This window comes from Roseateles sp. P5_E8, assembly GCF_054177665.1.
The window spans coordinates 24245-48411 of sequence record NZ_JBGCUM010000008.1 but is presented as its reverse complement, the minus strand read 5'-3'; the positions used below and the strand labels follow the sequence as shown (position 1 = coordinate 48411).

Annotated in this window: 23 protein-coding genes; 15 read left to right on the top strand and 8 right to left on the bottom strand. The window is 68.3% G+C overall.

Translation table 11 applies throughout. The features are described 5' to 3' along the window. Window positions 1-58: 58 nt before the first annotated feature. Entirely contained in the window at window positions 59-1228 is a 1170-nt protein-coding gene (locus ACXRVZ_RS06715) for an SGNH/GDSL hydrolase family protein (RefSeq protein WP_457420275.1), read from the bottom strand. Between the two features lie 100 nt (window positions 1229-1328). On the opposite strand from ACXRVZ_RS06715, the gene alaC reads away from it, so the two are divergent. Then, complete coding sequence (alaC, locus tag ACXRVZ_RS06710) at window positions 1329-2549, top strand: alanine transaminase (RefSeq protein WP_457420273.1); 1221 nt, start codon at window positions 1329-1331, stop codon at window positions 2547-2549. Here the strand turns inward: alaC and ACXRVZ_RS06705 are convergent. After that, complete coding sequence (locus ACXRVZ_RS06705; protein WP_457420271.1) at window positions 2546-3922, bottom strand: S41 family peptidase; 1377 nt, start codon at window positions 3920-3922, stop codon at window positions 2546-2548. The two genes, alaC and ACXRVZ_RS06705, sit on opposite strands and share 4 nt — an antisense overlap. A 78-nt stretch (window positions 3923-4000) precedes the next feature. Here ACXRVZ_RS06705 and gph point away from each other — a divergent pair, with 78 nt between their 5' ends. After that, the gene (gph, locus tag ACXRVZ_RS06700) at window positions 4001-4678 is read left to right on the top strand and encodes a phosphoglycolate phosphatase (RefSeq protein WP_457420269.1); all 678 of its coding nucleotides are present in this window, start codon (window positions 4001-4003) and stop codon (window positions 4676-4678) included. On the opposite strand, the gene ACXRVZ_RS06695 is transcribed toward gph, so the two are convergent. After that, entirely contained in the window at window positions 4653-5255 is a 603-nt protein-coding gene (locus ACXRVZ_RS06695) for a chalcone isomerase family protein (RefSeq protein ID WP_457420267.1), read from the bottom strand. The two genes, gph and ACXRVZ_RS06695, sit on opposite strands and share 26 nt — an antisense overlap. A 255-nt stretch (window positions 5256-5510) precedes the next feature. Here ACXRVZ_RS06695 and trpE point away from each other — a divergent pair, with 255 nt between their 5' ends. The 9 genes from trpE to ACXRVZ_RS06650 all read left to right on the top strand — a co-directional run bounded on the left by trpE (window position 5511) and on the right by ACXRVZ_RS06650 (window position 12779). Next, complete coding sequence (gene trpE, locus ACXRVZ_RS06690; RefSeq protein WP_457420265.1) at window positions 5511-6998, top strand: anthranilate synthase component I; 1488 nt, start codon at window positions 5511-5513, stop codon at window positions 6996-6998. Then, on the top strand, window positions 6999-7583 hold the full coding sequence (locus ACXRVZ_RS06685; RefSeq protein ID WP_457420263.1) for an anthranilate synthase component II: 585 nt from the start codon (window positions 6999-7001) through the stop codon (window positions 7581-7583). Beyond that, the gene (ltaE, locus tag ACXRVZ_RS06680; RefSeq protein ID WP_457420261.1) at window positions 7580-8626 is read left to right on the top strand and encodes a low-specificity L-threonine aldolase; all 1047 of its coding nucleotides are present in this window, start codon (window positions 7580-7582) and stop codon (window positions 8624-8626) included. The genes ACXRVZ_RS06685 and ltaE overlap by 4 nt, the downstream gene beginning before the upstream one ends. Before the next feature lie 2 nt (window positions 8627-8628). Continuing rightward, entirely contained in the window at window positions 8629-9129 is a 501-nt protein-coding gene (locus ACXRVZ_RS06675) for a DinB family protein (RefSeq protein WP_457420259.1), read from the top strand. An 8-nt stretch (window positions 9130-9137) separates the two neighbouring features. Next, on the top strand, window positions 9138-10175 hold the full coding sequence (trpD, locus tag ACXRVZ_RS06670; protein ID WP_457420257.1) for an anthranilate phosphoribosyltransferase: 1038 nt from the start codon (window positions 9138-9140) through the stop codon (window positions 10173-10175). Further along, window positions 10172-10963 (top strand): indole-3-glycerol phosphate synthase TrpC, encoded by a 792-nt coding sequence (trpC, locus tag ACXRVZ_RS06665; protein WP_457420255.1) that lies wholly within the window; start codon window positions 10172-10174, stop codon window positions 10961-10963. The genes trpD and trpC overlap by 4 nt, the downstream gene beginning before the upstream one ends. Further along, a complete protein-coding gene (locus ACXRVZ_RS06660) occupies window positions 10960-11667 on the top strand; it encodes a uracil-DNA glycosylase (RefSeq protein WP_457420253.1) in 708 nt (235 codons plus the stop codon). Before trpC ends, ACXRVZ_RS06660 begins: the two co-directional genes overlap by 4 nt. Window positions 11668-11735: 68 nt before the next feature. Next, window positions 11736-12485: a hypothetical protein gene (locus ACXRVZ_RS06655; protein ID WP_457420251.1), complete on the top strand. Its 750-nt coding sequence runs from the start codon at window positions 11736-11738 to the stop codon at window positions 12483-12485. Window positions 12486-12620: 135 nt separating this feature from the next. After that, window positions 12621-12779, top strand: coding sequence for a hypothetical protein (locus ACXRVZ_RS06650; RefSeq protein ID WP_457420249.1), 159 nt, complete (start codon window positions 12621-12623; stop codon window positions 12777-12779). A gap of 18 nt (window positions 12780-12797) precedes the next feature. On the opposite strand, the gene ACXRVZ_RS06645 is transcribed toward ACXRVZ_RS06650, so the two are convergent. Next, window positions 12798-13730 carry a LysR family transcriptional regulator gene (locus tag ACXRVZ_RS06645; RefSeq protein WP_457420247.1) on the bottom strand — a complete coding sequence of 311 codons (933 nt, stop codon included), beginning with the start codon at window positions 13728-13730 and terminating at the stop codon, window positions 12798-12800. A 106-nt stretch (window positions 13731-13836) separates the two neighbouring features. Here ACXRVZ_RS06645 and ACXRVZ_RS06640 point away from each other — a divergent pair, with 106 nt between their 5' ends. From ACXRVZ_RS06640 to ACXRVZ_RS06625, 4 genes are all read left to right on the top strand, one after another. After that, a complete protein-coding gene (locus ACXRVZ_RS06640; RefSeq protein WP_457420245.1) occupies window positions 13837-14625 on the top strand; it encodes an alpha/beta hydrolase fold domain-containing protein in 789 nt (262 codons plus the stop codon). 20 nt (window positions 14626-14645) lie between these two features. After that, complete coding sequence (locus ACXRVZ_RS06635) at window positions 14646-15863, top strand: efflux RND transporter periplasmic adaptor subunit (RefSeq protein ID WP_457420243.1); 1218 nt, start codon at window positions 14646-14648, stop codon at window positions 15861-15863. A 113-nt stretch (window positions 15864-15976) separates the two neighbouring features. Then, complete coding sequence (locus tag ACXRVZ_RS06630; RefSeq protein WP_457420241.1) at window positions 15977-19210, top strand: efflux RND transporter permease subunit; 3234 nt, start codon at window positions 15977-15979, stop codon at window positions 19208-19210. Window positions 19211-19215: 5 nt separating this feature from the next. After that, on the top strand, window positions 19216-20583 hold the full coding sequence (locus ACXRVZ_RS06625; RefSeq protein WP_457420239.1) for an efflux transporter outer membrane subunit: 1368 nt from the start codon (window positions 19216-19218) through the stop codon (window positions 20581-20583). Here the strand turns inward: ACXRVZ_RS06625 and ACXRVZ_RS06620 are convergent. The 4 genes from ACXRVZ_RS06620 to ACXRVZ_RS06605 all read right to left on the bottom strand — a co-directional run bounded on the left by ACXRVZ_RS06620 (window position 20570) and on the right by ACXRVZ_RS06605 (window position 23812). Next, a complete protein-coding gene (locus ACXRVZ_RS06620) occupies window positions 20570-21238 on the bottom strand; it encodes a GNAT family N-acetyltransferase (RefSeq protein ID WP_457420237.1) in 669 nt (222 codons plus the stop codon). The two genes, ACXRVZ_RS06625 and ACXRVZ_RS06620, sit on opposite strands and share 14 nt — an antisense overlap. Before the next feature lie 145 nt (window positions 21239-21383). Continuing rightward, the gene (locus ACXRVZ_RS06615) at window positions 21384-21860 is read right to left on the bottom strand and encodes a MarR family winged helix-turn-helix transcriptional regulator (protein WP_457420235.1); all 477 of its coding nucleotides are present in this window, start codon (window positions 21858-21860) and stop codon (window positions 21384-21386) included. Between the two features lie 75 nt (window positions 21861-21935). Beyond that, on the bottom strand, window positions 21936-23159 hold the full coding sequence (locus ACXRVZ_RS06610) for a glycoside hydrolase family 19 protein (RefSeq protein ID WP_457420233.1): 1224 nt from the start codon (window positions 23157-23159) through the stop codon (window positions 21936-21938). After that, window positions 23156-23812, bottom strand: coding sequence for a hypothetical protein (locus ACXRVZ_RS06605; RefSeq protein WP_457420231.1), 657 nt, complete (start codon window positions 23810-23812; stop codon window positions 23156-23158). Before ACXRVZ_RS06605 ends, ACXRVZ_RS06610 begins: the two co-directional genes overlap by 4 nt. Between the last annotated feature and the right edge of the window lie 355 nt (window positions 23813-24167).

Below are 24167 nucleotides of genomic sequence, written 5' to 3'. Positions count from 1 at the left end.
GCTGCGGGCTCGCCAGCTTACGCGGGGACACGCCCGCTGGTCCGCCCCTCGCCGAAGGTCAACCCCGGCGACGGGCCCGCATCCCGACCAATACGGCCACGCCGAGCGCCATCAGCAGCCACTGCGACGGCTCCGGTACCGCGGCAGCCAGCGCCTGCGCACCCAGCACGGCGTGCAACGCCTGGGTGGGATGTTCGTAGTCCCAGTAAAGATAGTCGGCAGGCGAGCTGCAGACGCTCGGTGCCGGGCCGCCCGGCAGCGCCTGGCCGCTCACGCTGCCGGTGTAGCAGGCATCAGTCACGTTGGCGAAGTCATAGGCCGAGGGGTTCGCCGTGATGTCGGCATGCGCGGCGTAGACGTCGAACGGCCGGATGTCGAGTGCCGAGAAGGCGGGCAGCGCCAGCGTGTCCGCGAGCGCGTCGTTGAACGCCGTGCTCGCGCCATGGGCGAGGAAGGACAAGCCCGCGGAGCCGCGCGAATTGATGGCAGGAATCAGCGCCAAGTCTGGCAGGTTGGGAATCAGGAAATGCGTCGCGCCCAGGCCGGCGAGCGTCTGGATCGCGGCGCTGATCGACTGCATCGAACTGCCGACCGCTGCGCCGATCGCTCCGGGGTTGCCTGTGGTGGCGGCGGTGGTGATGGCATCGGACATGTCGTTCGCACCGATCCACAGCACGTACAGCGCCCCGGCGTCAGCATGCGCATGGCTGCTCGTGAACGAGCTGATCTGCTGGTTGAAGCTCAGCGCGGTGGGCGGCAAACCCACGGAGACGGAGTTCGTGCGGGCACCGCCAAACGCGTAGTTGTTGCCGTTCTGCACGGAGGGCGTCAGGGTCAGGCCCAGCCCGGCGGCCAGGTAGTCCGCGTAGCTCAACCCGTTTGTGAACCGCCCCGTGGCTGTGCCATTGGTGTAGTAAAGCGTGCTGGGCAGTGCGCCGCCGGTGACGTCGAGGTCATTGCCGACGTCTGAGAGACTGTCGCCAAACACGAACAGGTTGGAGTACGGCAGGGCCTGGGCCATGGCCGCAAACCCGAGGCCTGCGGCCAGCAGGGCCGTTTGGTGCGCCAGTCGGCGCAAGAGGCTTTGCTTCATGACGTGATCGCTTTCAGATGAGCGCGACGGCACGCGGTGGCAGACATCGTCAACGATGCAAGCGCGGCCGGCCAGATTGAGGGGCAGAGGATTCTGGATGGGTATCGGCAGGAACGCGCGGCGTCCTTCCGTCATCGGTGGGATGCCTCGGCAGGCCCGTCATTTACGATGGGATCGGCCTGACCTCGTCGGGCCACGTCGCTCGGACGGTTCCGGGCGCTTACGTACACAGCCAATGACTTCCTCCTCTTCCGCCTCCGGCGGCAAGCGCCGTTTCGCGCGCATCGACCGCCTCCCGCCCTACGTCTTCAACATCACCGCCGAGCTCAAGCTGGCGGCCCGCAGGCGCGGCGAAGACATCATCGACATGAGTATGGGCAACCCCGACGGGGCCACGCCGGCCCACATCGTCGCCAAGCTCAACGAGGTCTCGCAGCGGCCCGACACCCACGGCTACTCGGCCAGCAAAGGCATCCCGCGCCTGCGCCGCGCGATCTCGCACTGGTACCAGCGCCGCTACGGCGTCGCCATCGACCCCGACCACGAGGCCATCGTCACCATCGGCTCGAAGGAGGGCCTGGCCCACCTGATGCTGGCCACGCTGGACCGCGGCGACACCGTGCTGGTGCCCGACCCCAGCTACCCCATCCACATCTACGGTGCGGTCATTGCCGGCGCCGATATCCGCGCCATTCCGGTCAGCAGCGAGATCGACTTCTTCGCCGAGCTGGAGAAGACCATTCGCGGCAGCTACCCCAAGCCCAAGATGATGGTGTTCGGCTTCCCGTCCAACCCGACGGCGCAATGCGTGGAGCTGAGCTTCTTCGAGCGCGTCGTGGCGCTGGCCAAGAAGCACGACATCCTCGTCGTGCACGACCTGGCCTACGCCGACATCGTCTACGACGGCTATGTCGCGCCGTCCATCATGCAGGTGCCCGGCGCCAAGGACGTGGCGGTCGAGTTCTTCACGCTCAGCAAGAGCTACAACATGGCCGGCTGGCGCATCGGCTTCATGGTCGGCAACCCCGACCTCGTGGCAGCGCTGGCGCGCATCAAGAGCTATCACGACTACGGCACCTTCACACCGCTGCAGGTCGCGGCCATCGCCGCGCTGGAGGGCGACCAGCAATGCGTGCTGGACATCTGCGCCAGCTACCAGCGCCGCCGCGACGTGCTCTACAAGGGCCTGATCGAAGCCGGCTGGGCGGTCGACTGCCCCAAGGCCAGCATGTACATCTGGGCGCCGATCCCCGAGGCCTATCGCGAGCTGGGCTCGCTGGAGTTCGCGAAGCAGCTGCTGGAGAAGGCCAAGGTCTGCGTGTCCCCCGGCATCGGCTTCGGCGACCACGGCGACGGCCATGTGCGCTTCGCGCTGATCGAAAACGAGGCGCGCATCCGCCAGGCGGTGCGGGGGATCAAGGCGATGTTCAAGGCGGACGGGGTGCTGAAGGCCTAACGACAGCCGGCCTGCGCACGCAGCCAGTCCAGCGCGCGAAGGCCGGCCTCTTCGTCGCTCCCGTCCTCGGTGGGCGGGGCGATGCCGTTCGGGAATGTCCTGCCATTGCGGTCGGCCATCTCGGACGTCATCACGAAGGCCACCAGGCCGTCGCCCAGCGGCACCATCTGGTTGGATGTGGCGAGGCCGCGCGTCTTCTTGCCAAAGAACTCCGTCTGCGGCCGCCCCGCGAAGGCGACGGCGATGGCCTCGCCGGAGCTCATGGTCCCCGGCCCCAGCAGGACGGCCACCGGCATTTGCGCCACCTCGTCGCGCCAGATCTTGTCGTCACCCGTCTTGTCGATCCGCCAGCGCGAGCCCGGCTTGAAGGCGCCCACCACCGCATCCGCGCCGAACAGCGGCCCCAGGCCCGCCAGGCCGGGCCACATGTTGCCGCCGGAATGCGCAGACAGGTCCACGACGAAGCCACAGGCGCCCGCATCGACGGCTTGCACCAGCCCGCCGCGGATCGTGTCTGCATAGGTCTGCGCCTCCGAGCCACCGGTAGCCGCCAGCAGGGGGATGGTGAGCCAGCCGATCACACGGCGGTCGTCCAGTACCTGCAGCCTCGACTGTGGCGCGCGATAAGGCACCACCTGGCCGTTGGCCGTCAGCCGCCCCTGGTCATCAAGTACGGTGGCCCAGCTGTGCTTGTCGCCGAGGGCTCTGAGGATAAGCTGGACGCCTGGCAGGGCGTCACGGCGGGTGCTGCCGTCGATGACGGCGGCCAGGGCCTGCGCCGTCGCCAACGGCCAGTCGACCTGCGAGGCGCGCCGTGCCCGCGCCTTGACCTCGCGGATGCTCATGTCGATGGCATCGATGGTGGGCGGCGCCACCCAGGCGCGCAGCGCTCTGGTGTTGGCACCGACTGAGCCAACGAGCAGCTCAGCCTCTCGAAAGCGAGCGCCTCCGCGAACGAGGATGCGGTAGCGCACGGCCTTGGCTAGGCTGAACCCACGCGCCACCTGGGCGAGTTGCTTCCAGCGGCCCGAAGAAGTCGCGCAGTCCGTCTCAACGCGGTCCACCAAATCACCGCCGCCGAGTGAAGGGAAGCCAATCTCCAGGCTGACGCAGCTCCCGCCTTCCGCCGTGAACGTGGCCGCGAGGATGAAGGCGTCGTCACGCCCCGAGGCCTCCAGAGGCTGGACCAGTTCGAGCGTCGAGTTCTCGACCCACAGGCCCGGCGAGTTCGCGTCGCGCACCGTCACCTCCCGCACATCGGCCGACCTATGCACCGTCCATTCGCGACCACCGAGCGACAACGCAAGATCGGTGGCATGCGCTGATGCACACAACAGCAGCGCCAGCCAAGCCGCTGATCGGATTGCTCTCATCCGCCCTCCCTGGGCCGCCCCATTCGCGTTTCACAATGCGCCGCTGGTTCTCCGCAGCGTGCGCCGACAGGAAAGATTTTGAGACACGACGCCCCCCTCCCGCCCCTGGCCTGCATCCTCGACCTCGATGGCACATTGATCGACACCCTGGGCGACTTCGTCGCCGTGCTTGGCCGCGTGCTGTCCGACCTCGGCCTGCCGCCCGTCACGCGCGACTTCATCGAGCACACCATCGGCCGGGGCAGCGAGCACCTGGTGCGCGCAACGCTGGCCCACGTGGGTGGCGCCCCCGAGCTGTTCGAGCGCGCCTGGCCGCTGTACCAACAGCACTACGCGGCCGTGAACGGCGAGCATGCGGCCATCTACCCGGGCGTCATCGAAGGGCTGGAGGCGCTGCGCGCGCTGGGCATCCCACTGGCCGTGCTGACGAACAAGCCGGGCGCGCCGGCCCGCGAGCTGCTCAAGCGCAAGGGGCTGGACGGCTACTTCCAGCACGTCTTCGGCGGCGACGAGTTCGCGCGCAAGAAGCCCGACCCGCTGCCGCTCATCAAGACCTGTGCTGCTTTAGGCACGCCGCCTTCGGCGACCTGGATGGTGGGCGACTCCCGCAACGACGCCGAGGCAGCCCACGCGGCCGGCTGCCCGCTGGTGCTGGTGACCTACGGCTACAACCACGGCGAGGACATTCGCGCCGTGTCTGCGCGGCAGCACGTCGACCGGCTGGACCAGTTCAGCGCTGCTTGCGTTCCTTCTTGATGCCCAGCAGCGCGTCCTTCAGCGCATCGTCGGCGGGCTTGTCGCCCAGCCAGATGCGCAGCAGGGACGAGAAGAACTCGGGCTCCTTGATGGTCTCGCCCACGGGCTTGCCGTTGACGAGCACGGTGGAGCCGACGCCCGGCACATAGTCGACAAAGAAGCTGTCGCCGCTGTTCAGCTGCTTGCGGCTCGCGAAGATTTCGCTGAGCTTGAGCACGCCGTTGATGGCCTTGGTGAACTCCTCGCGAGAGACGTTGGCCTCAATGCCCTTGGTGAAGAGCTTGCCCAGTTCGTTGCCGTCGATGTCGCGCAGCATGTGGATGTGGATGCGCTTGGGGCCGGGGGCCGCCAGCACCTCGGCCGTCGTGCCAGCCTTGTGCGTCAGGTACAGCCCCGCCGCGTAGACCTTGACGACGAACTTGTAGCGCACGCCGGCGCCGTTGAGCTGCAGCTTCTGGCCGGCCAAGTCGACGGCGGTCTCGTACTTCACATTGGCCACCTCGACCGTCTGGGCCCAGGCACTCACTCCGCTCAAACTGCCCGCAGCCAACAGGGCCGCGACGATGAATGCACGCATGTCTGTCTCCGTGTTCGTGGCGCGATAACGGCGCCTTCGCGGGCTGAAGTATGGCTCGGCTTGAAATACACTCGGCCGCATCATGTTCATCACGCGCAAGCACATCACGGGGTCTAGCGACCGGGGAGCCTGGCCCTGGCGTCCCTGGGCCACCGCCGTTTGATGCCGCTTGGCGCGCCCTGACGCGCTCGTTCCCGCGTTGCCCGTTCGGGCTGCACGCCAAGCCCTGAAGCTGTCCATTCAAGGTTTGACGCCGTGATCACTGAACTCGAATTCCAGAGCCTCGCCGCCGAGGGCTACAACCGCATCCCGCTGATCAGCGAGGCCTTTGCGGATCTCGAAACCCCGCTGTCCCTGTACCTCAAGCTCTGCGCCGGTGCCGGCCATGGCCGCAACAGCTTTTTGCTGGAGTCGGTCGTCGGCGGCGAGCGCTTCGGGCGCTACTCCTTCATCGGCCTGCCGGCGCGCACGCTGATCCGCGCGACGGGCCAGCACTGCGAGGTGCTGACCGACGGCCAGATCGTCGAGACGCACGAAGGCAACCCGCTGGACTTCATCGCCGCCTACCAGGAGCGCATCAAGCCCAAGATCCCGACCGGCCTGCCGCGCTTCTGCGGCGGCCTGGCCGGCTACTTCGGCTACGAGGCCGTGCGCGCCATCGAGAAGCGCCTGGACCGCGACCACAAGGGCGACAGCCTGGGCACGCCCGACATCGTGCTGCTGCTGTCTGAAGAGGTCGCCGTCATCGACAACCTTTCCGGGCGCCTGTACCTCATCGTCTGGGCCGACCCGCGCCAGCCCGAGGCATTCTTCCGCGCCAAGAAGAAGCTCTCGCTGCTGCGCGACAAGCTGACCTATTCGGTGAGCGTGCCGCGCGTGCAGCGCAGCGAGGCGCATGCCGTGACGCGCGGCTTCGCCAAGGCCGACTACTTGGCCGCCGTGGCCAAAGCCAAGGAGTACATCGCCGCCGGCGACCTGATGCAGGTGCAGGTGGGCCAGCGCATCGCCAAGCCCTACAAGGCCGAGCCCATCGCGCTGTACCGCGCGCTGCGGGCGCTGAACCCCAGCCCCTATATGTACTTCTACGACCTGGGCGACTTCCAGATCGTCGGCGCCAGCCCCGAGATCCTGGTGCGCGAGGAGCACGCCAGCGACGGCAGCCGCAAGGTCACCATCCGCCCGCTGGCCGGCACCCGCCCGCGCGGCGCAACGCCCGAGCGCGACCTGGAACTGGAAGCGGAGCTGCAAGCCGACCCCAAGGAACGCGCCGAGCACCTGATGCTGATCGACCTGGCACGCAATGACATCGGCCGCATCGCCCGCGTCGGCAGCGTCAAGGTGACGCAGTCCTTCGCGGTGGAGCGCTACTCGCACGTCATGCACATCGTCAGCAACGTCGAGGGCGTGTTGCGCCCCGAGGTCGGCCAGCTCGACGTGCTGAAGGCCACCTTCCCCGCCGGCACGCTGACGGGCGCGCCCAAGGTGCGGGCGATGGAGCTGATCGATGAGCTGGAGCCTGTGCAGCGCGGCATCTACGGCGGCGCCTGCGGCTATCTCAGCTTTGCCGGCGACATGGACCTGGCAATAGCAATTCGGACCGGCATCATCAAGAACGGCATGCTGTACGTGCAGGCGGCGGCCGGGGTGGTGGCCGATTCGGTGCCTGAGCTGGAATGGCAGGAAACAGAGGCCAAAGCGCGCGCCTTGCTGCGCGCCGCCGAACTGGTTGAGGAGGGCTTCTAAATGCTCTTGATGATCGACAACTACGACAGCTTCACCTTCAACCTGGTCCAGTACTTCGGCGAGCTGGGCGCCGACGTGAAGGTGGTCCGCAACGACGAGATCACCGTGGCCGAGATGGCCGCGCTGAACGCCGACCACATCGTCTTCTCGCCCGGCCCCTGCACGCCCAACGAGGCGGGCGTGTGCGTCGAAGCCATCCAGCATTTCATCGGCAAGAAACCGCTCTTGGGCGTGTGCCTGGGCCACCAGGCCATGGGCCAGGCGCTGGGCGGCCGGATCATCCGCGCGCAGCGCCAGATGCACGGCAAGGCCAGCACGATCTCGACGGATCAGCGCGGCGTCTACACCGGCCTGCCCAAGGACTTCAGCGTCATCCGCTACCACTCCCTCGTCATCGAGGAAGCGACCTGCCCGGCGGTGCTGGAGATCACGTCGCGCAGCGACGACGGCGAGATCATGGGCGTGCGCCACCGCGAGCTGGCCGGCACGGCCACGCCGCTGGAGGGCGTGCAGTTCCACCCCGAGTCCATCCTCAGCGAGCATGGGCACGCGATGCTGCGCAACTTCCTGGAGCTGCGGCCGTGAGTGACTACGCCCCGTCTTCTGGCGGTGGCGGGCCAGCCACTGTCGATCTGCGCAGCGACACGGTCACCAAGCCGACGCCGGCCATGCTGGCCGCCATGGCTGCGGCGCAGGTGGGCGACGACGTGTTCGGTGACGACCCGACCGTCAACGCACTCCAGGAGCGTGTCGCCGCACTGCTCGGCAAGGAGGCGGCCCTCTTCATGAGCAGCGGCACGCAGAGCAACCTCTGCGCGCTGCTGGCCCACTGCGGCCGGGGTGACGAATACATCGTCGGCCAGCTCGCCCACACCTATCGCTACGAGGGCGGTGGCGCGGCCGTGCTGGGCGGCATACAGCCGCAGCCGCTCAACAACCAGCCCGACGGCACGCTCAAGCTCGAAGACATCGCCGCCGCCATCAAGCCCGATGACCCGCATTTCGCACGCACGCGGCTGCTGGCGCTGGAGAACACCTGGGGCGGCCAGGTGCTGTCCACGCAGTACACGAATGCCGCCTGCGAGCTGGCCCATGCGCGCGGCTTGGCCACGCATCTGGACGGCGCGCGCCTGTTCAACGCTGCCGTGGCTTCCGGCCGCAGCGTGGGCGACCTGGCGCGGCCGTTCGACTCGGTGTCCATCTGCTTCAGCAAGGGCCTGGGCGCGCCCATCGGTTCGATGCTGGTGGGTAGCAAAGAGCTGATCGCCAAGGCCTACCGCGTGCGCAAGATGGTGGGCGGCGGCCTGCGCCAGGTGGGCCTGCTGGCGGCGGCGGCGGACCATGCACTGACGCATCACGTCGAACGCCTGGCCGATGACCACGCGCTGGCCAGGCGGCTCGCAGAAGGCTTGGCCACCCTGCCGGGTGTCACAGTCACGCCACCGCAGACGAATATCGTCTTCGCCCAGGTCAGCGACGGCCGCACACCGGCGCTGCTGGAACACCTGAAGTCGCGCGGCGTGCTGGCCACCGGCCTGATCGGCCTGCGCTTCGTCACGCACCTCGATGTCGATGCGGCCGGCGTCGACCACGCCATCGCGGCGGCCCGCGAATTCCTGGAGGCCTGACCATGTCGACATCCACGCTGCTGATCTCGCTGTACGAGCAGAAGGCTGCCATCGACCGCGAGTTCTTCGCGGCGCTGGCCGGCGCGCCGTTGTCCCCCGACAACCGCCACATCGCTATCCGCACGCTGAACCACATCCACACGGTGGACCGCATCTTTGCCGCCCACCTGCGCGGCGAGCCGCACGGCTTCACGGCCAGCAACACCAAGGACACGCCGACGCTGGACGAGCTGCGCGCGTCGGTCCAGCAGGTCGACGACTGGTACGTCGACTACGTGCGCGCGTTGGCGCCTGAGCAGTTCGAGGAAGTGTTGAGCTTTCGCTTCACCGACGGCGACGCCGGCCGCATGAGCCGCGAGGAAATCCTGGCCCATGTCATCCATCACGCCAGCCACCACCGGGGCAATGTCGGCATGCTGATGAAGCAGGTCGACCAAGCGCCTCCGCGTGATCTGTTCACGCGCTATCTTCACCAACAAGAACCCGAGCGCCGCTCCGTCTGAGGTCCGACATGCCCATCACCGACAACGAAGCCCTGACCCGCGTCATCGAGCACCGCGAGATCTTCCACGACGAGATGCTGACGCTGATGCACCGCATCATGGCCGGCGAGATGTCGCCCGTCATCGCGGCAGCGCTGCTGACCGGCCTGCGCGTGAAGAAGGAAACCATCGGCGAGATCACCGCTGCTGCACAGGTCATGCGCGAGCTGAGCAACAAGGTGCCGTTAGGCCCGCAGCCCCATCTGGTCGACGTCGTCGGCACGGGCGGCGACGGCGCGCACAGCTTCAACATCTCGACCTGCTCGATGTTCGTCGCCGCGGCCGGCGGCGCCCAGGTGGCCAAGCATGGCAACCGCAGCGTCAGCAGCAAGACCGGCAGCGCCGACGTGCTGGAGGCGCTGGGCGCCAACATCCAGCTGTCGCCGCGCCAGGTAGCCGCAAGCGTCGCCGAGTGCGACATCGGCTTCATGTTCGCGCCCAACCACCACCCGGCGATGAAGAACATCGCGCCGGTGCGCCGCGAGCTCGGCGTGCGGACCATCTTCAACATCCTGGGCCCGCTGACCAACCCGGCCGGAGCGCCCAACATCCTGATGGGCGTGTTCCACGCGGACCTGGTCGGCATCCAGGTGCGCGTGCTGCAGCGCCTGGGCGCCGAACATGCGCTGGTGGTCTACGGCAAGGACGGCATGGACGAGATCTCGCTGGGCGCGACGACGCTGGTGGGCGAGCTGCGCAACGGCGCGGTGCGCGAGTACGAGATCCATCCCGAGGACTTCGGCTTCGCGATGGCCAGCAACCGCAGCCTCAAGGTCGACGGGCCGGAGCAGTCGCGCCAGATGCTGATCGGCGTGCTCGACGGCCAGCCCGGCCCGGCGCGCGACATCGTGCTACTGAACGCCGGTGCGACGCTGTACGCGGCCAACGTGGCTCCGACACTGGCCGAAGGCATCGCCCGCGCCCGCCAGGCGCTGGACAGCGGCGCGGCGCGCGCCAAGCTGGACACCTTCGTCAATGTGACGCAGAGCCTGGGGAGGAACCCATGAGCGATATCCTGAACAAGATCGTTGCGGTCAAGTGGGAAGAGATCGCGGTGGCCAAGGCCAAGCGCTCACTGGCCTCGCAGCGCGAGGAAGCAGAGGCCCGCCGCGGCGAGCAGCTTGGTTTCGAGCGCTCGCTGCGCGCCACCATCGCCGCAGGCCACGCGGCCGTCATCGCCGAGATCAAGAAGGCCAGCCCCAGCAAGGGCGTGCTGCGCGAGGACTTCCGCCCCGCAGAAATCGCCGAGACCTACGCCCGCAACGGCGCCGCGTGCCTGAGCGTGCTGACCGACGAGCGCTTTTTCCAGGGTTCCGTCGCCTACCTGAAGCAAGCCCGCTTGGCCTGCGAGCTGCCCGTGCTGCGCAAGGACTTCATGGTCGACGAGTACCAGGTCATGGAAGCCGGCGCCATGGGTGCGGACTGCATCCTGCTGATCGCCGCGTGCCTCGAAGACTCGCAGATGGCCGACCTCGAAGCCACCGCCCATGCCATTGGCCTGGACGTGCTGGTGGAAGTGCACGACGGCGACGAACTGGACCGCGCGCTGAAGCTGAAGACGCCGCTGGTGGGCATCAACAACCGTAACCTGCGCACCTTCGACGTGACGCTGGACACGACGCTGGGCCTGCTGCCGCGCGTGCCGGCGGACCGGCTGCTGGTGACCGAGAGCGGCATCCTCGGCGCGGCGGATGTGAAGCGCATGCGCGACGCCAACGTGAACGCCTTCCTCGTCGGCGAGGCCTTCATGCGCGCGCCGGACCCGGGTGCCGCCCTGGCAAACTTGTTCGGATGAAGCTCCCGCTTGCCCTGCCCCAGACCGACTGGCTTCCCGTCGTCGAAGCCTGGGCAGCCTCGCCTGCGGGCCAACGGCTGGAGGCCTTCCTGGAAGAACGCGCCGCCGCCGGCGCCACCATCTACCCGCCCGAGCCGCTGCGCGCATTGACGCTGACGCCGCTCAGTGCCACCCGCGTCGTCATCCTCGGCCAGGACCCGTACCACGGCCCCGGCCAGGCCGAGGGCCTGAGCTTCAGTGTGCCGCCCGGCGTGCCGCTGCCGCCCAGCCTGCGCAACATCTTCAAAGAGATCCAGCGCGACCTGGGCAAGCCCTTCCCGCCCAATGGCAGCCTGGTGCGCTGGGCCGAAGGCGGCACGCTGCTGCTGAACGCCGTGCTGACGGTGGAGGACGGCCAGCCCGCCAGCCACGCGGGCCAAGGCTGGGAGGTGCTGACCGACGCCCTCATCAAGGCCGCGGCGCAAGACCCGGCACCCAAGGTCTTCATGCTGTGGGGCGCCTACGCCCAGGCGAAGGCGCCGTTGATCGAGGCGGCCCGGCAGGACCACCTCGTGCTCAAGGCGAACCACCCGTCGCCGCTGTCGGCGCTCAAGCCGCCTCGGCCCTTCATCGGCTGCGGGCACTTCTCGACGGCCAAGGCCTGGCTGGAAGAGCGTGGGCGGGGCGCACCCCGCCGCGCCGACGACGAGCACAACAACAAATGAAACCGGCGCCGCAGCGGCGCTGAAACAGCAGGTTTTGACACTGGTGGCTTCAACACGGAGACACCCCGATGAACCGCACCCACCTGCTGCTGGCCGCCCTGACCCTGACCGCCACGGCCGCCCAGGCGCAGACGATGATCTCGCCGCGCGCCTTCCCCATCGTCATCGACCAGCCCGGCCACTACAAGCTCAGCGCCTCCCTGGCCGTGCCGGCGCAGACGCATGGCATCAAGATCACAGCATCGAACGTCGTGCTGGACCTGAACGGTTTCGAGGTGAAGGGGCCCGGCTTCTGCGGCACCTACTGCCCGGCAGCGGGCCTGGCCAGCGGCATCTGGATCAACGCCGGCAACGTGACGGTGCGCAATGGCACGGTGCGCGGCTTCGACTACGCCGGCGTGTTCTTCGCCAACTTCCAGACCACGCTTGAAGACCTGAACGTCTCCGAGAACTTCCAGGCCGGCATCTACCGCCACAGCCTGCCCGCCAATCTCAAGACCGACACCATGCCCGCCGTGCTGCGCCGGGTGATGGCCGTGCGCAACGGCAGCCATGGCGTCTTTGGCTATGGCATGACCATAGAGAACAGCTCGCTGTCACAGAACTTCGGCTCGGGCCTGTTCAGCCAGGGCTACAACAACCTCTTCGAGAACGTGCTGTCGCACAACCGCGGCTACGGCTACAGCCACGTCATGGGCAATGCGCCGCCGCCGTTCGACGCAATGCGGGCCACTGTGCTCCAGGGCAACAGCAACCCGACCAGCCAGTTCATGCCGCAAAGCATGGGCGGCAACGTGGGCAACAACACCCTCTTCTGAGAGCCGGGATTGTTCCGCTCCCAGCAACTCGCCGTTCTTGCGCAGCCGCTTTTTCTCGCGGCTCGCAATTCCTAAAGTGACAACCTGTCGGCACACCTCATCCCTGACGAGGGTGGCCGGCCCAGGAGAGTCACCATGAACAACAACACCCGATCCCTCTTCACGCTCATCACCGCCGCGACGGCTGTCGTGGCGTTGGCGGCCGGCATGTTGCTGGCCATCAGCGCACCAGCGCCGGCGACGGACGATTTCGCCCCGGCCCTGGTGGCCGCTGCCGAGCCCGAGCAGGCCTGAGCCCGCGCCAGCTGGCGATCAGTTCGTACAGCGCAGATTCATCCCGCCCAGCGCCTCGCGACCGAGCAGCTCGACGACCCAGTCGACGAACACCCGCAGCTTGCTGCTGAGGTGGCGGTTGGGCGGGTAGACCACGTAGACCGGCACCGGCTCGGCGTCCCAGTCCTCCAGGATCCGCACCAGCTCGCCGCTCTTGATCAGCGGCGCGGCCATGAAGCAGGTCACCTGCACCACGCCCAGGTGGGCGAGGCCGGCGTTCAGATAGGCATTGGCGTCATTGACCGCGAGGACATGGTTGCCCACCACCTCCACGCTCTCTTCACCACGGCGAAAGGTGTCTGACATGACCTTGCCGCTGCGCGCCGAGAAGTAGCCCACCATGCGGTGCGGCGTCTCGCCCAGCTCGCGCGGGTGCGCGGGCATGCCGTGGCGGCGCAGATATTCGGGCGTCGCGCAGGTGATGAAGCGGAACTCCGAAATGCGCCGCGCCACCAGGCTCTGGTCGGTCAGCTCGCCGCCACGGATGACGCAGTCAATGTTGTCGCTGATCAGGTCCACCGTGCGGTCGCTGACGCCCAGCTCGATCTGGATGTCCGGGTACTTGGCGTAGAAATCCGGCAGGTGGGGAATGATCATCTCGCGCCCCACCACGCCCGGCACGTCGATGCGGATGCGGCCACGCGGCGTCACGCGCGCCTGGCTCATGCTGCCTTCCAGCTCCTCCAGGTCGCCCAGCAGGCGCATGGCGCGCTCGTAGTAGGCGGCGCCATCGGGCGTGACCGTGACGCGCCGCGTCGTGCGGTTCAGCAGCTTGGTGCGCAGGTGCGATTCCAGCGTCTGGATCAGGCGCGTGACCGTGGCCTTGGGCAGGTCCAGCGAGTCGGCAGCCTTGGTGAAGGTGCCGGCCTCGACGACCCGGACATAGGCTTGCATCGCAGTGAGTCGGTCCATCGGCTTGCCAAAGGGATGCGGAAAGCAAGATTGTTCCATGCAGGGGAAAAGTGAGTCCCTTTGAAGGTCGTTTATCTATGGGACATCAATCTCTATCTTTCGGGTCATGGACAAGATCGTCATCCCTTCCCCGCTGCGCCTGGGCCCCGCCCCCGGCCTGACGGCCCAGGTCTACGCGGCGCAACGCCCGCTGGACGACGGCGGGCGCGCGTTGGTGCTGTTCCTGCACGGCGGCGCGTTCACCGAATGTGCCGCCGAGGCCGCCGCCGCGCGCAGCCGGCTGCTGGCAGAGGCCGGCGCCGACGTCGTCGCGCTGGACTACCCGCTCGCCCCCGCGCACCCCTTCCCCGCCGGCCTGGCTGCGGCTTTCGAGGCGCTGCAAGCCATGGCCGCCAAGGCGCCGAAGCTGACCGGCAGCGCGCAGACCGCGCTGTTCGTGGCTGGCGAAGAAGCCGGCGGCAACATCGCCGCTGCCCTGGCGCTGATGGCCCGCGACCAGCGCGCCCCGCACCTGGCCGGCCAGCTGCTGATCTCGCCGATGCTGGACCCAGTGCTGGGCAGCGCCTCCATGCGTGACGGCGAATGCGGCGGCCGCGAGTGCATCTACGCCAAGGGCTGGCAGGCGTATCTCGGCGACTGCACGCGCGCCGACCACCCCTACGCCGCGCCGCTGAACGCCAGCCGCCTGTCGGGTCTGGCGCCGGCGTTGATCCTTAGCGTCGCTGGCCACCCGCTGAACGATGAGTCGCGCCGCTACGCCGCCGCACTGCGCGAGCACGGTGGCGCCGCCCGGGAGCTGACGCTGCCGGCCATTGCGCCGGGCTATGTGCTGGCGCCCATCCACGAGTTCCTGAGCCAGGCCACGCGCCAGGCTCTCGCATCGCCTTCTGCTTGAAACCCCTGGGAGAGAACGAAATGCAGTCCACCACCCCCCGCATCAACCGCCGCGTCGGGCTCATCGCCGGTGCCGTCGCCCTCGTGGCCGTCGGCGCCATCGGCTTCGGCCAGTTCAGCCAGCCGGCCCTGGCCAACTCCGGCCCCGCCGCGCCGCCAGCCACACCGGTTTCGGTCGCGCAAGTCGTCAGCCAGGACGTGGCCGCCTGGAACGAGTTCTCCGGCCGGCTCGAAGCCGTCGAGCGTGTGGACGTGCGAGCCCGCGTATCGGGCGCCGTGCAGCAGCTGCACTTCCGCGAGGGCAGCCTGGTGAAGGCGGGCGACCTGCTCGTCACCATCGACCCCGCGCCCTACCAGGCCGAGGTGGCCCGCTTTGAAGCGCAGGTGGCTGCGGCCCAGGCGCGCGTGACCTATTCGCAGAGCGAGGCCCAGCGCTCCAAGTCGCTGTGGGAAGACCGCGCCGTGGCCCGCCGCGAGTTCGACGAGAAGGACAACGCTGCCCGCGAGGCCGCCGCCAATCTGCGCGCTGCCCAGGCCGCGCTGCAGTCGGCCCAGTTGAGCCTGGGCTACACGCAGGTGCGCGCCCCGGTGGCCGGCCGCGTGGGCAAGATCGAGGTGACGCAGGGCAACCTCGTCGCCGCCGGTGCCGGCGCGCCGGTGCTGACGACGCTGGTGTCGGTGAGCCCGATCTACGCCAGCTTCGATGCGGACGAGAAGGTCGTGCGTGAAGCGCTGGCGTCATTGCCTAACGGTGCTGCCGAGCGGCGCGGCATCGAGCGTATTCCGGTCGAGATGCTGGCGGGGAGCGACACGTCCACCACCGGTCGCTTGCAGCTCATCGACAACCAGGTCGACGCCAGGAGCGGCACGCTGCGCGTGCGCGCCGTGTTCGACAACAAGGACGGCGGCCTGATGCCGGGCCAGTTCGCCAAGCTGCGCTTGGGCCAGGCCAAGAACGAGGCGGCGCTGCTCGTTAACGAGCGCGCCGTCGGCACCGACCAGGACAAGCGTTATGTCATCGTCGTCGGCACCGGCAACCAGGCCGAATGGCGGCCGGTGACGCTGGGCGCCAACGTGAACGGCCTGCGCGTCGTGACCAGCGGGCTGAAGGCCGGCGAGCGTGTCGTCGTCGGCGGCGTGCAGCGGGTCAGACCGGGCTCGGTGCTCGCGCCCAAGGACGTGGCGATGGACGCCAAGCCCGAGCTGGCCGCGCAACAAGCCGCCGCCAAAACGTCCTGATCGCATCCTGACCTAAGCAGCCCCCCCCTCCACGAGCCCTGTCAGCGGGCCGCTCGTCACTTCGGTGATGGCGGCCCGAGGGGGGCGGCTTTGCCTTCGGAAGAAAGAACAACATGAATCTCTCCAAATTCTTCATCGACCGCCCCATCTTTGCGGGCGTGCTGTCGCTGCTGATCTTCATCGGCGGCCTGCTGTCGATACGCGCGCTGCCGATCTCGGAATACCCCGACGTCGTGCCGCCCTCGGTCGTCGTGCGCGCCCAGTACCCCGGCGCCAACCCCAAGGTCATTGCCGAGACGGTGGCCACGCCGCTGGAAGAAGCCATCAACGGCACCGAGGACATGCTCTACATGAGCAGCCAGGCGACCACTGACGGCCTGATGACGCTGACCGTCAGCTTCAAGCTCGGCACCGATCCGGACAAGGCCCAGCAGCTGGTACAGAACCGCGTCTCGCAGGCGGAGGCGCGGCTGCCCGAGGAGGTCAAGCGCCTGGGCGTGACGACGGTCAAGAGCAGCCCCGACCTGACCATGGTCGTGCACCTGACCTCGCCCAACGACCGCTACGACATGACCTATCTGCGCAACTACGCGCTGCTCAACGTCAAGGACCGCCTCGCGCGCATCCAGGGCGTCGGGCAGGTGCAGTTGTTCGGCTCGGGCGACTACTCCATGCGCATCTGGCTGGACCCGCAGAAGGTGGCCGAGCACGGCCTGTCGGCCAGCGATGTGGTGGCTGCCATCCGCAGCCAGAACGTGCAGGCGGCAGCCGGCGTGGTGGGCGCGTCGCCCGGCCTGCAGGGCATAGACCTGCAGCTGTCGGTCAATGCGCAGGGCCGGCTGCAGTCGGTCGAGGAGTTCGGCGACATCATCGTCAAGAGCGGCGCCAACGGTGCCGTGACGCGGCTGCGTGACCTGGGCCGCCTTGAGCTGGGCGCCAGCGAATACGCGCTGCGCTCGCTGCTCGACAACAAGCCCGCCGTCGCGGTGCCGGTCTTCCAGGCGCCGGGCGGCAACGCGCTGGACATCTCGAAGAACGTGCGCGCCACGATGGCCGAGCTGAAGGCCGCGATGCCCGAGGGCGTGGACTACACCATCGTCTACGACCCGACGCAGTTCGTGCGCGCCTCCATCGAGTCCGTCATCCACACGCTGCTCGAAGCCGTCGCGCTGGTGGTGCTCGTCGTCATCCTGTTCCTGCAGACCTGGCGCGCGTCCATCATCCCGCTGCTGGCCGTGCCGGTGTCCATCGTCGGCACGTTTGCCGTCATGCACGGCTTCGGCTTCTCGATCAACGCGCTGAGCCTGTTCGGCCTGGTGCTGGCCATCGGCATCGTCGTGGACGACGCCATCGTCGTGGTGGAGAACGTGGAGCGCAACATTGCCTCGGGCCTGTCGCCACGCGACGCCACCTACCGCGCGATGCGTGAGGTCTCCGGCCCCATCATCGCCATCGCACTGACGCTGATCTCGGTGTTCGTGCCGCTGGCCTTCATCACCGGCCTGACGGGCCAGTTCTACAAGCAGTTCGCGCTGACCATCGCCATCTCGACGGTGATCTCAGCGATCAACTCGCTGACGCTGTCACCCGCCCTGGCCGCTCTGCTGCTGAAGGGCCACGACGCGCCCAAGGACGCGCTGACGCGCGGCATGGACAAGCTCTTCGGCCGCTTCTTCGCCGGCTTCAACCGTCTGTTCGCCACCGGCTCCGCGAAGTACGGCAGCGGCGTGAAGACGCTGATGTCGCGCAAGGCGCTGATGATGGTCATCTACCTCGCGCTGGTGGCGGCCACGGCCGGTCTCTTCAAGGCCGTGCCCGGCGGTTTCGTGCCGGGGCAGGACAAGCAGTACCTGATCGGCTTCGCCCAGCTGCCTGACGGCGCCACGCTGGACCGCACCGAGGACGTCATCCGCCGCATGACCGACATCACGCTGAAGACGCCCGGCGTCGAACACGCGGTGGCCTTCCCCGGCCTGTCCATCAACGGCTTCACCAACAGCTCCAGCTCGGGCATCGTCTTCGCGACGCTCAAGCCCTTTGACGAGCGCAAGGGCAAGGCGCTGTCGGCCGGCGCGATTGCCGGCTCGCTGAACGCGCAGTACGGTGCCATCGAGGACGCCTTCATCGTCATGTTCCCGCCGCCGCCCGTGCAAGGCCTGGGCACCACCGGCGGCTTCAAGCTGCAGCTTCAGGACCGCGGCGGCGTGGGCTACGAGGCGATGGACGCAGCGGTCAAAGCCTTCATGGCCAAGGCCGGCAAGACGCCGGAGCTGGCCGGGTTGTTCTCCAGCTACCAGGTCAATGTGCCGCAGCTGTTTGCCGACCTCGACCGCACCCGCGCCCGCCAGCTCGGCGTGGCCGTGACGGACGTGTTCGACACGATGCAGATCTACCTCGGCAGCCTGTACGTGAACGATTTCAACCAGTTCGGCCGCACCTACTCCGTCCGCGTGCAGGCCGATGCGCCCTACCGCGCGCGCGCCGAGGACATCGGCTCGCTGAAGGTGCGTTCGTCGTCCGGCGAGATGGTGCCGCTGTCCGCGGTGATGAAGGTCAAGCCCAGCTTCGGCCCCGAGCGCGCCATGCGCTACAACGGCTTCCTGGCTGCCGACATCAATGGCGGCGCCGCACCCGGCTTCTCGTCGGGCCAGGCACAGGCAGCAGTCGAGCGCATCGCCGCCGAGACGCTGCCCCCAGGCGTCGGCTTCGAGTGGACCGACCTGACCTACCAGGAAAAGATCGCCGGCAACTCGGGCGCCTGGGTCTTCCCGCTGGCCATCCTGCTGGTCTTCCTCGTGCTCGCGGCGCAGTACGAAAGCCTGACGCTGCCCATCGCCATCCTGCTGATCGTGCCCATGGGCCTGCTGGCGGCGATGACGGGCGTGTACCTGAGCCATGGCGACAACAACGTGTTCACGCAGATCGGGCTCATCGTGCTCGTCGGCCTGAGCGCGAAGAACGCCATCCTGATCGTCGAGTTCGCCCGCGAGCTGGAGTTCGCCGGCCGCACGCCGGTGCAGGCGGCACTGGAGGCCGCGCGCCTCAGGTTGCGGCCCATCCTGATGACGTCGATGGCCTTCGTCATGGGCGTGCTGCCACTGGTGCTGAGCACCGGCGCCGGCGCCGAGATGCGCCAGGCCATGGGCATCGCGGTGTTCGCCGGAATGATCGGCGTGACGCTGTTCGGCCTGTTCCTGACGCCGCTGTTCTACGTCACCCTGCGCCGCCTGACCGGCAACTCGCCGCTGCGCCACCACGGTGGCCAGGTGGCCGCACCGGCCGCTCCCGAAGTTCCCACGCAGCACGTCGCTCCCGTGGTCGACGCCCTGCCGCAACGAGGAAAGTGATCATCATGAAATTGAACCTGACCCCACTTTTTGCAGCGCTGCTGCTGGCGGGCTGCGCCTCGGTCGGCAGCGTCGACCCGGCCCAGCTGCCGCAGGCGCCCGCCGCCTACAAGGCCGCCGCTGCGAACGACGCACCTGCACTGACCGCCGGTTGGTGGCAGCCGTTTGCCGACCCGGTGCTGGACGACCTCGTCGGCCGCGCGATGGCAGCCAACACCAGCGTGCAGGCCGCAGCCAACCGGCTGGCGCAGGCCCGCGCGGTGCTGGGCGGCGCCGAGGCTTCACGGCTGCCGCAGCTCGGTGCATCGGCCGGTGCCGGCCGCGCCGCCGACCCCGGCGCGCGAGGCGCGACGCAGTTCAGCGCCGGCCTGAACCTGGCCTATGAGCTGGACCTGGGCGGCCGCCTGCTGCACGAGCGCAACGCCAGCGCGCTGGACGTGCAAGCGCGCGAGCAACTGCTGGCCGATGCGCGCCTGCTGGTTCAAGCGAATGTCGCCCGTGGCTATCTGGCGCTGCGCGCGCTGGACGCCGAGCGCGAGATCGTCAAAGGCACCGTCGCCGCCTACGGCGAGACCTTGTCGCTGACCGAGAAGCGCGCCCGGGCGGGCGACGTGGCCGACCTCGACGTGGCCCGTGTGCGCGCCGAGCTGGCCGCCAACGAGGCCGAGGCCTTCGCGCTGGACCGCCGCCGCCTGGAGCTGGAAACGGCGCTGGCCGTGCTGCTGGGCGAGCCGGCCTCCAACTTCCGCCTGGCGCCCAGCGCCTGGTCCACCGCGCTGCCGGCCGTGCCCGCCGGCCTGCCGAGCGAGCTGCTGCAGCGCCGCCCCGACCTCGCCGCCGCGCAAAGCCAGCTGCAGGCCGCGCAGGCTCGCGTCGGCACCGCCCAGGCCGCCTGGTGGCCCAGTCTGGCGCTGACGGCGCAGGGCGGTGGCGTGTCCAGCGAGTTGTCCAACCTGCTGAGGAGCGGCGCCAGCACCTGGGGCGTCGGCCTGCTGGCGGCGCTGCCCATCTTCGACGGTGGCCGCCGCGAGGCCGGCGTCAACGTGGCCAAGGCCCAGCTAGATGGCTCCGCAATCGCCTTCCGCGAGCAGTTCCTGCTGGCGCTGAAGGACGTGGAAGACCAGCTCGGTGCGCTCAGCTTGCTGCAAGCCCAGGGCGAGGCCAACTCACGCGCCGTCAGCGCCGCCAGCCAGGCCCTCAGGCTGTCCGACACGCGCTACCGCAACGGCCTGGTGAGCCAGCTCGAACTGCTGGACGCGCGCCGCAGCGAGCTCGCCAACAAGCGCGCCGCGCTGCAGGTGAGATCAGCGCAGTACCAGGCCACGGTCGGGCTGATCCGGGCGCTGGGAGGCGGCTGGGCTAACGGCGCTTGAGCATCGCGACGTTCACCGCCGCGCGCCGGACGAAGCCCAGGCTTTCGTAGAGCGCAATCGCGGCGGTGTTCGTCGTCCAGGCGTGCAGAAAGGGCTGATCGCCACGCCGCTGGATCTCGGCCGTCACGGCGGCTGACAACCGCCTCGCCAGACCCTGGCCACGAAAGCCCGGGTGGGTGCAGACGCCGCTGACCTCGACATGGCCGGGGAAGCGCATGCGCTCGCCTGCCATCGCGACCAGTCGGCCCTCGACGCGCAGGCCGATGAAGCGACCCATCGTGTGCGTGCGCACCAGGAAAGGCCCCGGCTCGGTCAGCGTGGCCAGCGCCAACATGTCGACTGCGTCTTCATCGCCGAGCGACTGCAACTCATCATCAACGGCGAGCTGGCGCGTCGCCAGCATCTGCACGCCCGGTGCCTCCTTCACGGCTTCCAGGCCCGGCGGCACGACGATGCTCGCCACCTGCAGCAGATAGACGAAGTCCTCGCCCGTCTGCACGAGCTCGGTCAGCGCAGCCAGGTTTTCCGGACTCTCATCGGGCGTCGATGCAAAGCGATTGATGTCCGCCTTGAAGCGACGCGCGCGCTCATCGCCGATGCCCCATTGCGGCTGATACCGCAAGCTCGCCCAGACGGGTCGGTCGAGTTCGCTCATTGGTGCACCCTTCGGCCTGCGGCCTTGCCTGTCCGACGGATCGGCCAGGCGTTCGCCAGGCTTGAGATGCCCTCAGGGCATCCCAAGTCCGGGCTCACTCCCGCCAAGCGGGAGCGAGCTTGCTTGGGGCGGCCCGGCGCGGCGCTCATGCCGGCACCCGTTGCTGCAGCGGCGCTTCGATCAACGCATCTTCCAGCGCCGTCAGCTGGGCCAGCAAGTCACCGCTCAGCCCGGCGCAGGCCGCAGCCACGGCCGCCTCGATGGCCGGCCAGGCCTCGCGCTGCGAACGCTGCACCAGGCCCCGGCCCTTGCGGCTGAGCGCGATGCAGCGCACGCGGCGGTCTTCTTCCGAGGTTTCCGAACCCACAAGCCCGTCGTCCTCCAGCCCGCGCAGTGACCGCGTGATGACCGGTTGGCTGACGCCGATGGCTTGGCTCAGCTCACCAACACTCAGCGGCCCCAGCCGATCCAGCGCAGCCAGCAGCGGAAAGTAGGCCGCCGGCTGCTCGAAGCCATGGGCCGCCAGCACCGCCTGCGTCTGCGCCTGAAGCGTCTCGCCGATGCGCTTGAGCCGCGTGCCCAGGCTTAGATGGCCCAGCTCTCTGACAACGTCCTCGACCACTGCGACTCCTGCAAACCGATATGCATATCATGCTATGCATTAGTTTGCGCGCCGTCAACGACGGCCGGCGAAGTGTCAGGCGCCCAGCAGCGCCTTGGCCCGCATCAGCAGCCGGCGGCGGTCGTCAATGCCGTTGAGGCCGCCGTTGACGCGCTTGGTCAGCGACGTCAGGTCATCCACGTCGGCCAGGTTGTTCAGGTTCCGCTTGGCCCAGAACCAGCCGGCCACGTCCACACACAGCTCGGGGTCGGTCTCGACCAGCTCCGGCGTGGCCAGCAGCTCGGCCTCGCGGCCGATGGCGCGGCCGTACTCGCCGTAGTTGGCACGGCCGGTCAGCTGTATGAGGCCGCGGCCCTTGAACTTGCGGCCGTCGCCGGGCTGCAGGTTGCCCAGGTCGACGCGGCCCTGGTAGGCCTCGCCGTTGGCAATCTCGGCGCGGAAGCGGAACTCGCCCGACTCGTGGCCCACCTGGGCCAGGAAGTGCGCTTGGCGCAGCGGCGTGTCGATGTGGCGGTTGGCCATGACTTGCAGCAGGCGCTGCGAGAAGTCGGCCACGTCGCTGTCCTTGGCGCGCAGATAGAGCAGGCTCAGCCAGGCCGGCGCCAGCGCATCGGGCAGCGATTCGCACAGCTTGACCAGCGTGGCGCCATTGGCGTCGATGCGGCCGTCCGGCTCGCCCTGCCCCATGGCGCTGCGCTGGAAGGCCATGATGGCGTCCAGGGTCTTCTGGCCGAAGGCGCCGTCCGCCTTCAACGGCTCGGCCAGCACGATGCGGCCCGCGGTGCCGCAGAGGTTGAGCAGTTGCTGCACGCTCTCGACGTCGTCGCGCGCATTGCTGCACTGGGCGCCCACCGACCCGGTCGTCAGGCCTTTGCCGCGTGTGCCGGCGGCCGCGGTGACAACCCCACCAGCCACCACTGGCGCGCTCACCGCAGCGGACGCGCCCTCGCGGCGCTCGAAGTGCGGCGTGTCCTTGAAGCTCGTCCAGTTGCCGCCCCAGCGGTTGGCGCTGTCCAGGCCTTCCCAGTACTGGCCGAGCGGGCGCAGCGTCTCGACGTCGTAGACCAGCATCGGCCGGCCGTCGGCGCCGTCGCGGAAGAAGTTGAGGTCGATGGCCAGGCGCTTCAGATGCTGGCTGGCCATCGTCGTGCTGCGGCCGTTGCGCACATGCAGTGCCTGCTGCTCGGGCGTGCGGTAGAGCTCGCCGGCCGAGGCCGAGAAACCCAGCTCGCCGGCCTTGCGGACGAGCTCACAGACATGCAGCAGGAAGACCGATTGCTCGCGCACCAGGTCGCTCATTTGCGGCCTCCGTGGTCGTTGTCCTGGTCGGCCTCGGCCTGCATGGCTGAACTCTGGGCGCGGATGGCGTCACCGAGCTGGCCGATCTTCTCGTCCTTGGCCTTGCTGCCGGCGCTGGAGCCGAAGAAGTACTGCATGATGGCCGACAGCGTCACGCCGAGCAGGAAGCCCAGCACCGTGTCGATGACACGGGCGCGCGGGTCGCTGGACTCGTACTTGGGCCCGAAGGCCGCGACGAAGATGAAGATGAAGGTCAGCAGCGTGAGCACGCTGGCGTAGATGTAGATGAAGCGCCGCACCCAGGGGTCGTTGCTGGCGATCGCCGTTTCCTGCATGTGGCGCGCGCTGAGGCGGTCGGCCGCGGCGATGCGCTCGTACTCCAGCATGTTGGCGTCGCTCTTCTGGCGGTATTCCAGCAGCTTGCCCTGGTACTCGAACTCGAACTGCTTGAGCTGGGCCCACTGCGTCTCGGTGAGCTTGTTGTCGGCGACATCATTGATGTCGATGCCGGTCTTTTCCTGGATGAGATTGGCGATCTCAGACGTGCCCTTGTTGACCGCGCCGCGGAACACGCCGCTGAGCAGGTCCAGCCCCTTCTGGGCGAGCTGCGGCGCTATCGCCGACAACGCCGCCGCGATCAATGGAATCGGCATCTGCTGCTCCCGGTCAGGTGAGACCGGCGCAGCTTAGGCGGGCGACCTCGGCCGCCACATCCTTCCGACTAACGACAGATCGTGAACTAGGGGAGCGTCTTGCAGTTGGGCTTGCAGACGACCTCGTTGCGCCCTAACAGCCGGATGGACTGCAGGCTGGCGGGGGCGCGGTGCTTGCCGCATTTGAAGCAGGAGCGGGTGTGGCCACTGCCGAGGAAGGGCGAACCGCCCACCTTCGACTGATAACGGAGGCCATCTTGACGGACCGAAGTCACGGAATCTTTGCTCATCTTCGTACGGTTCAGAACGAAGCATGCATTGATGCACATCACGCATGACAACGCCACCTCGCAAG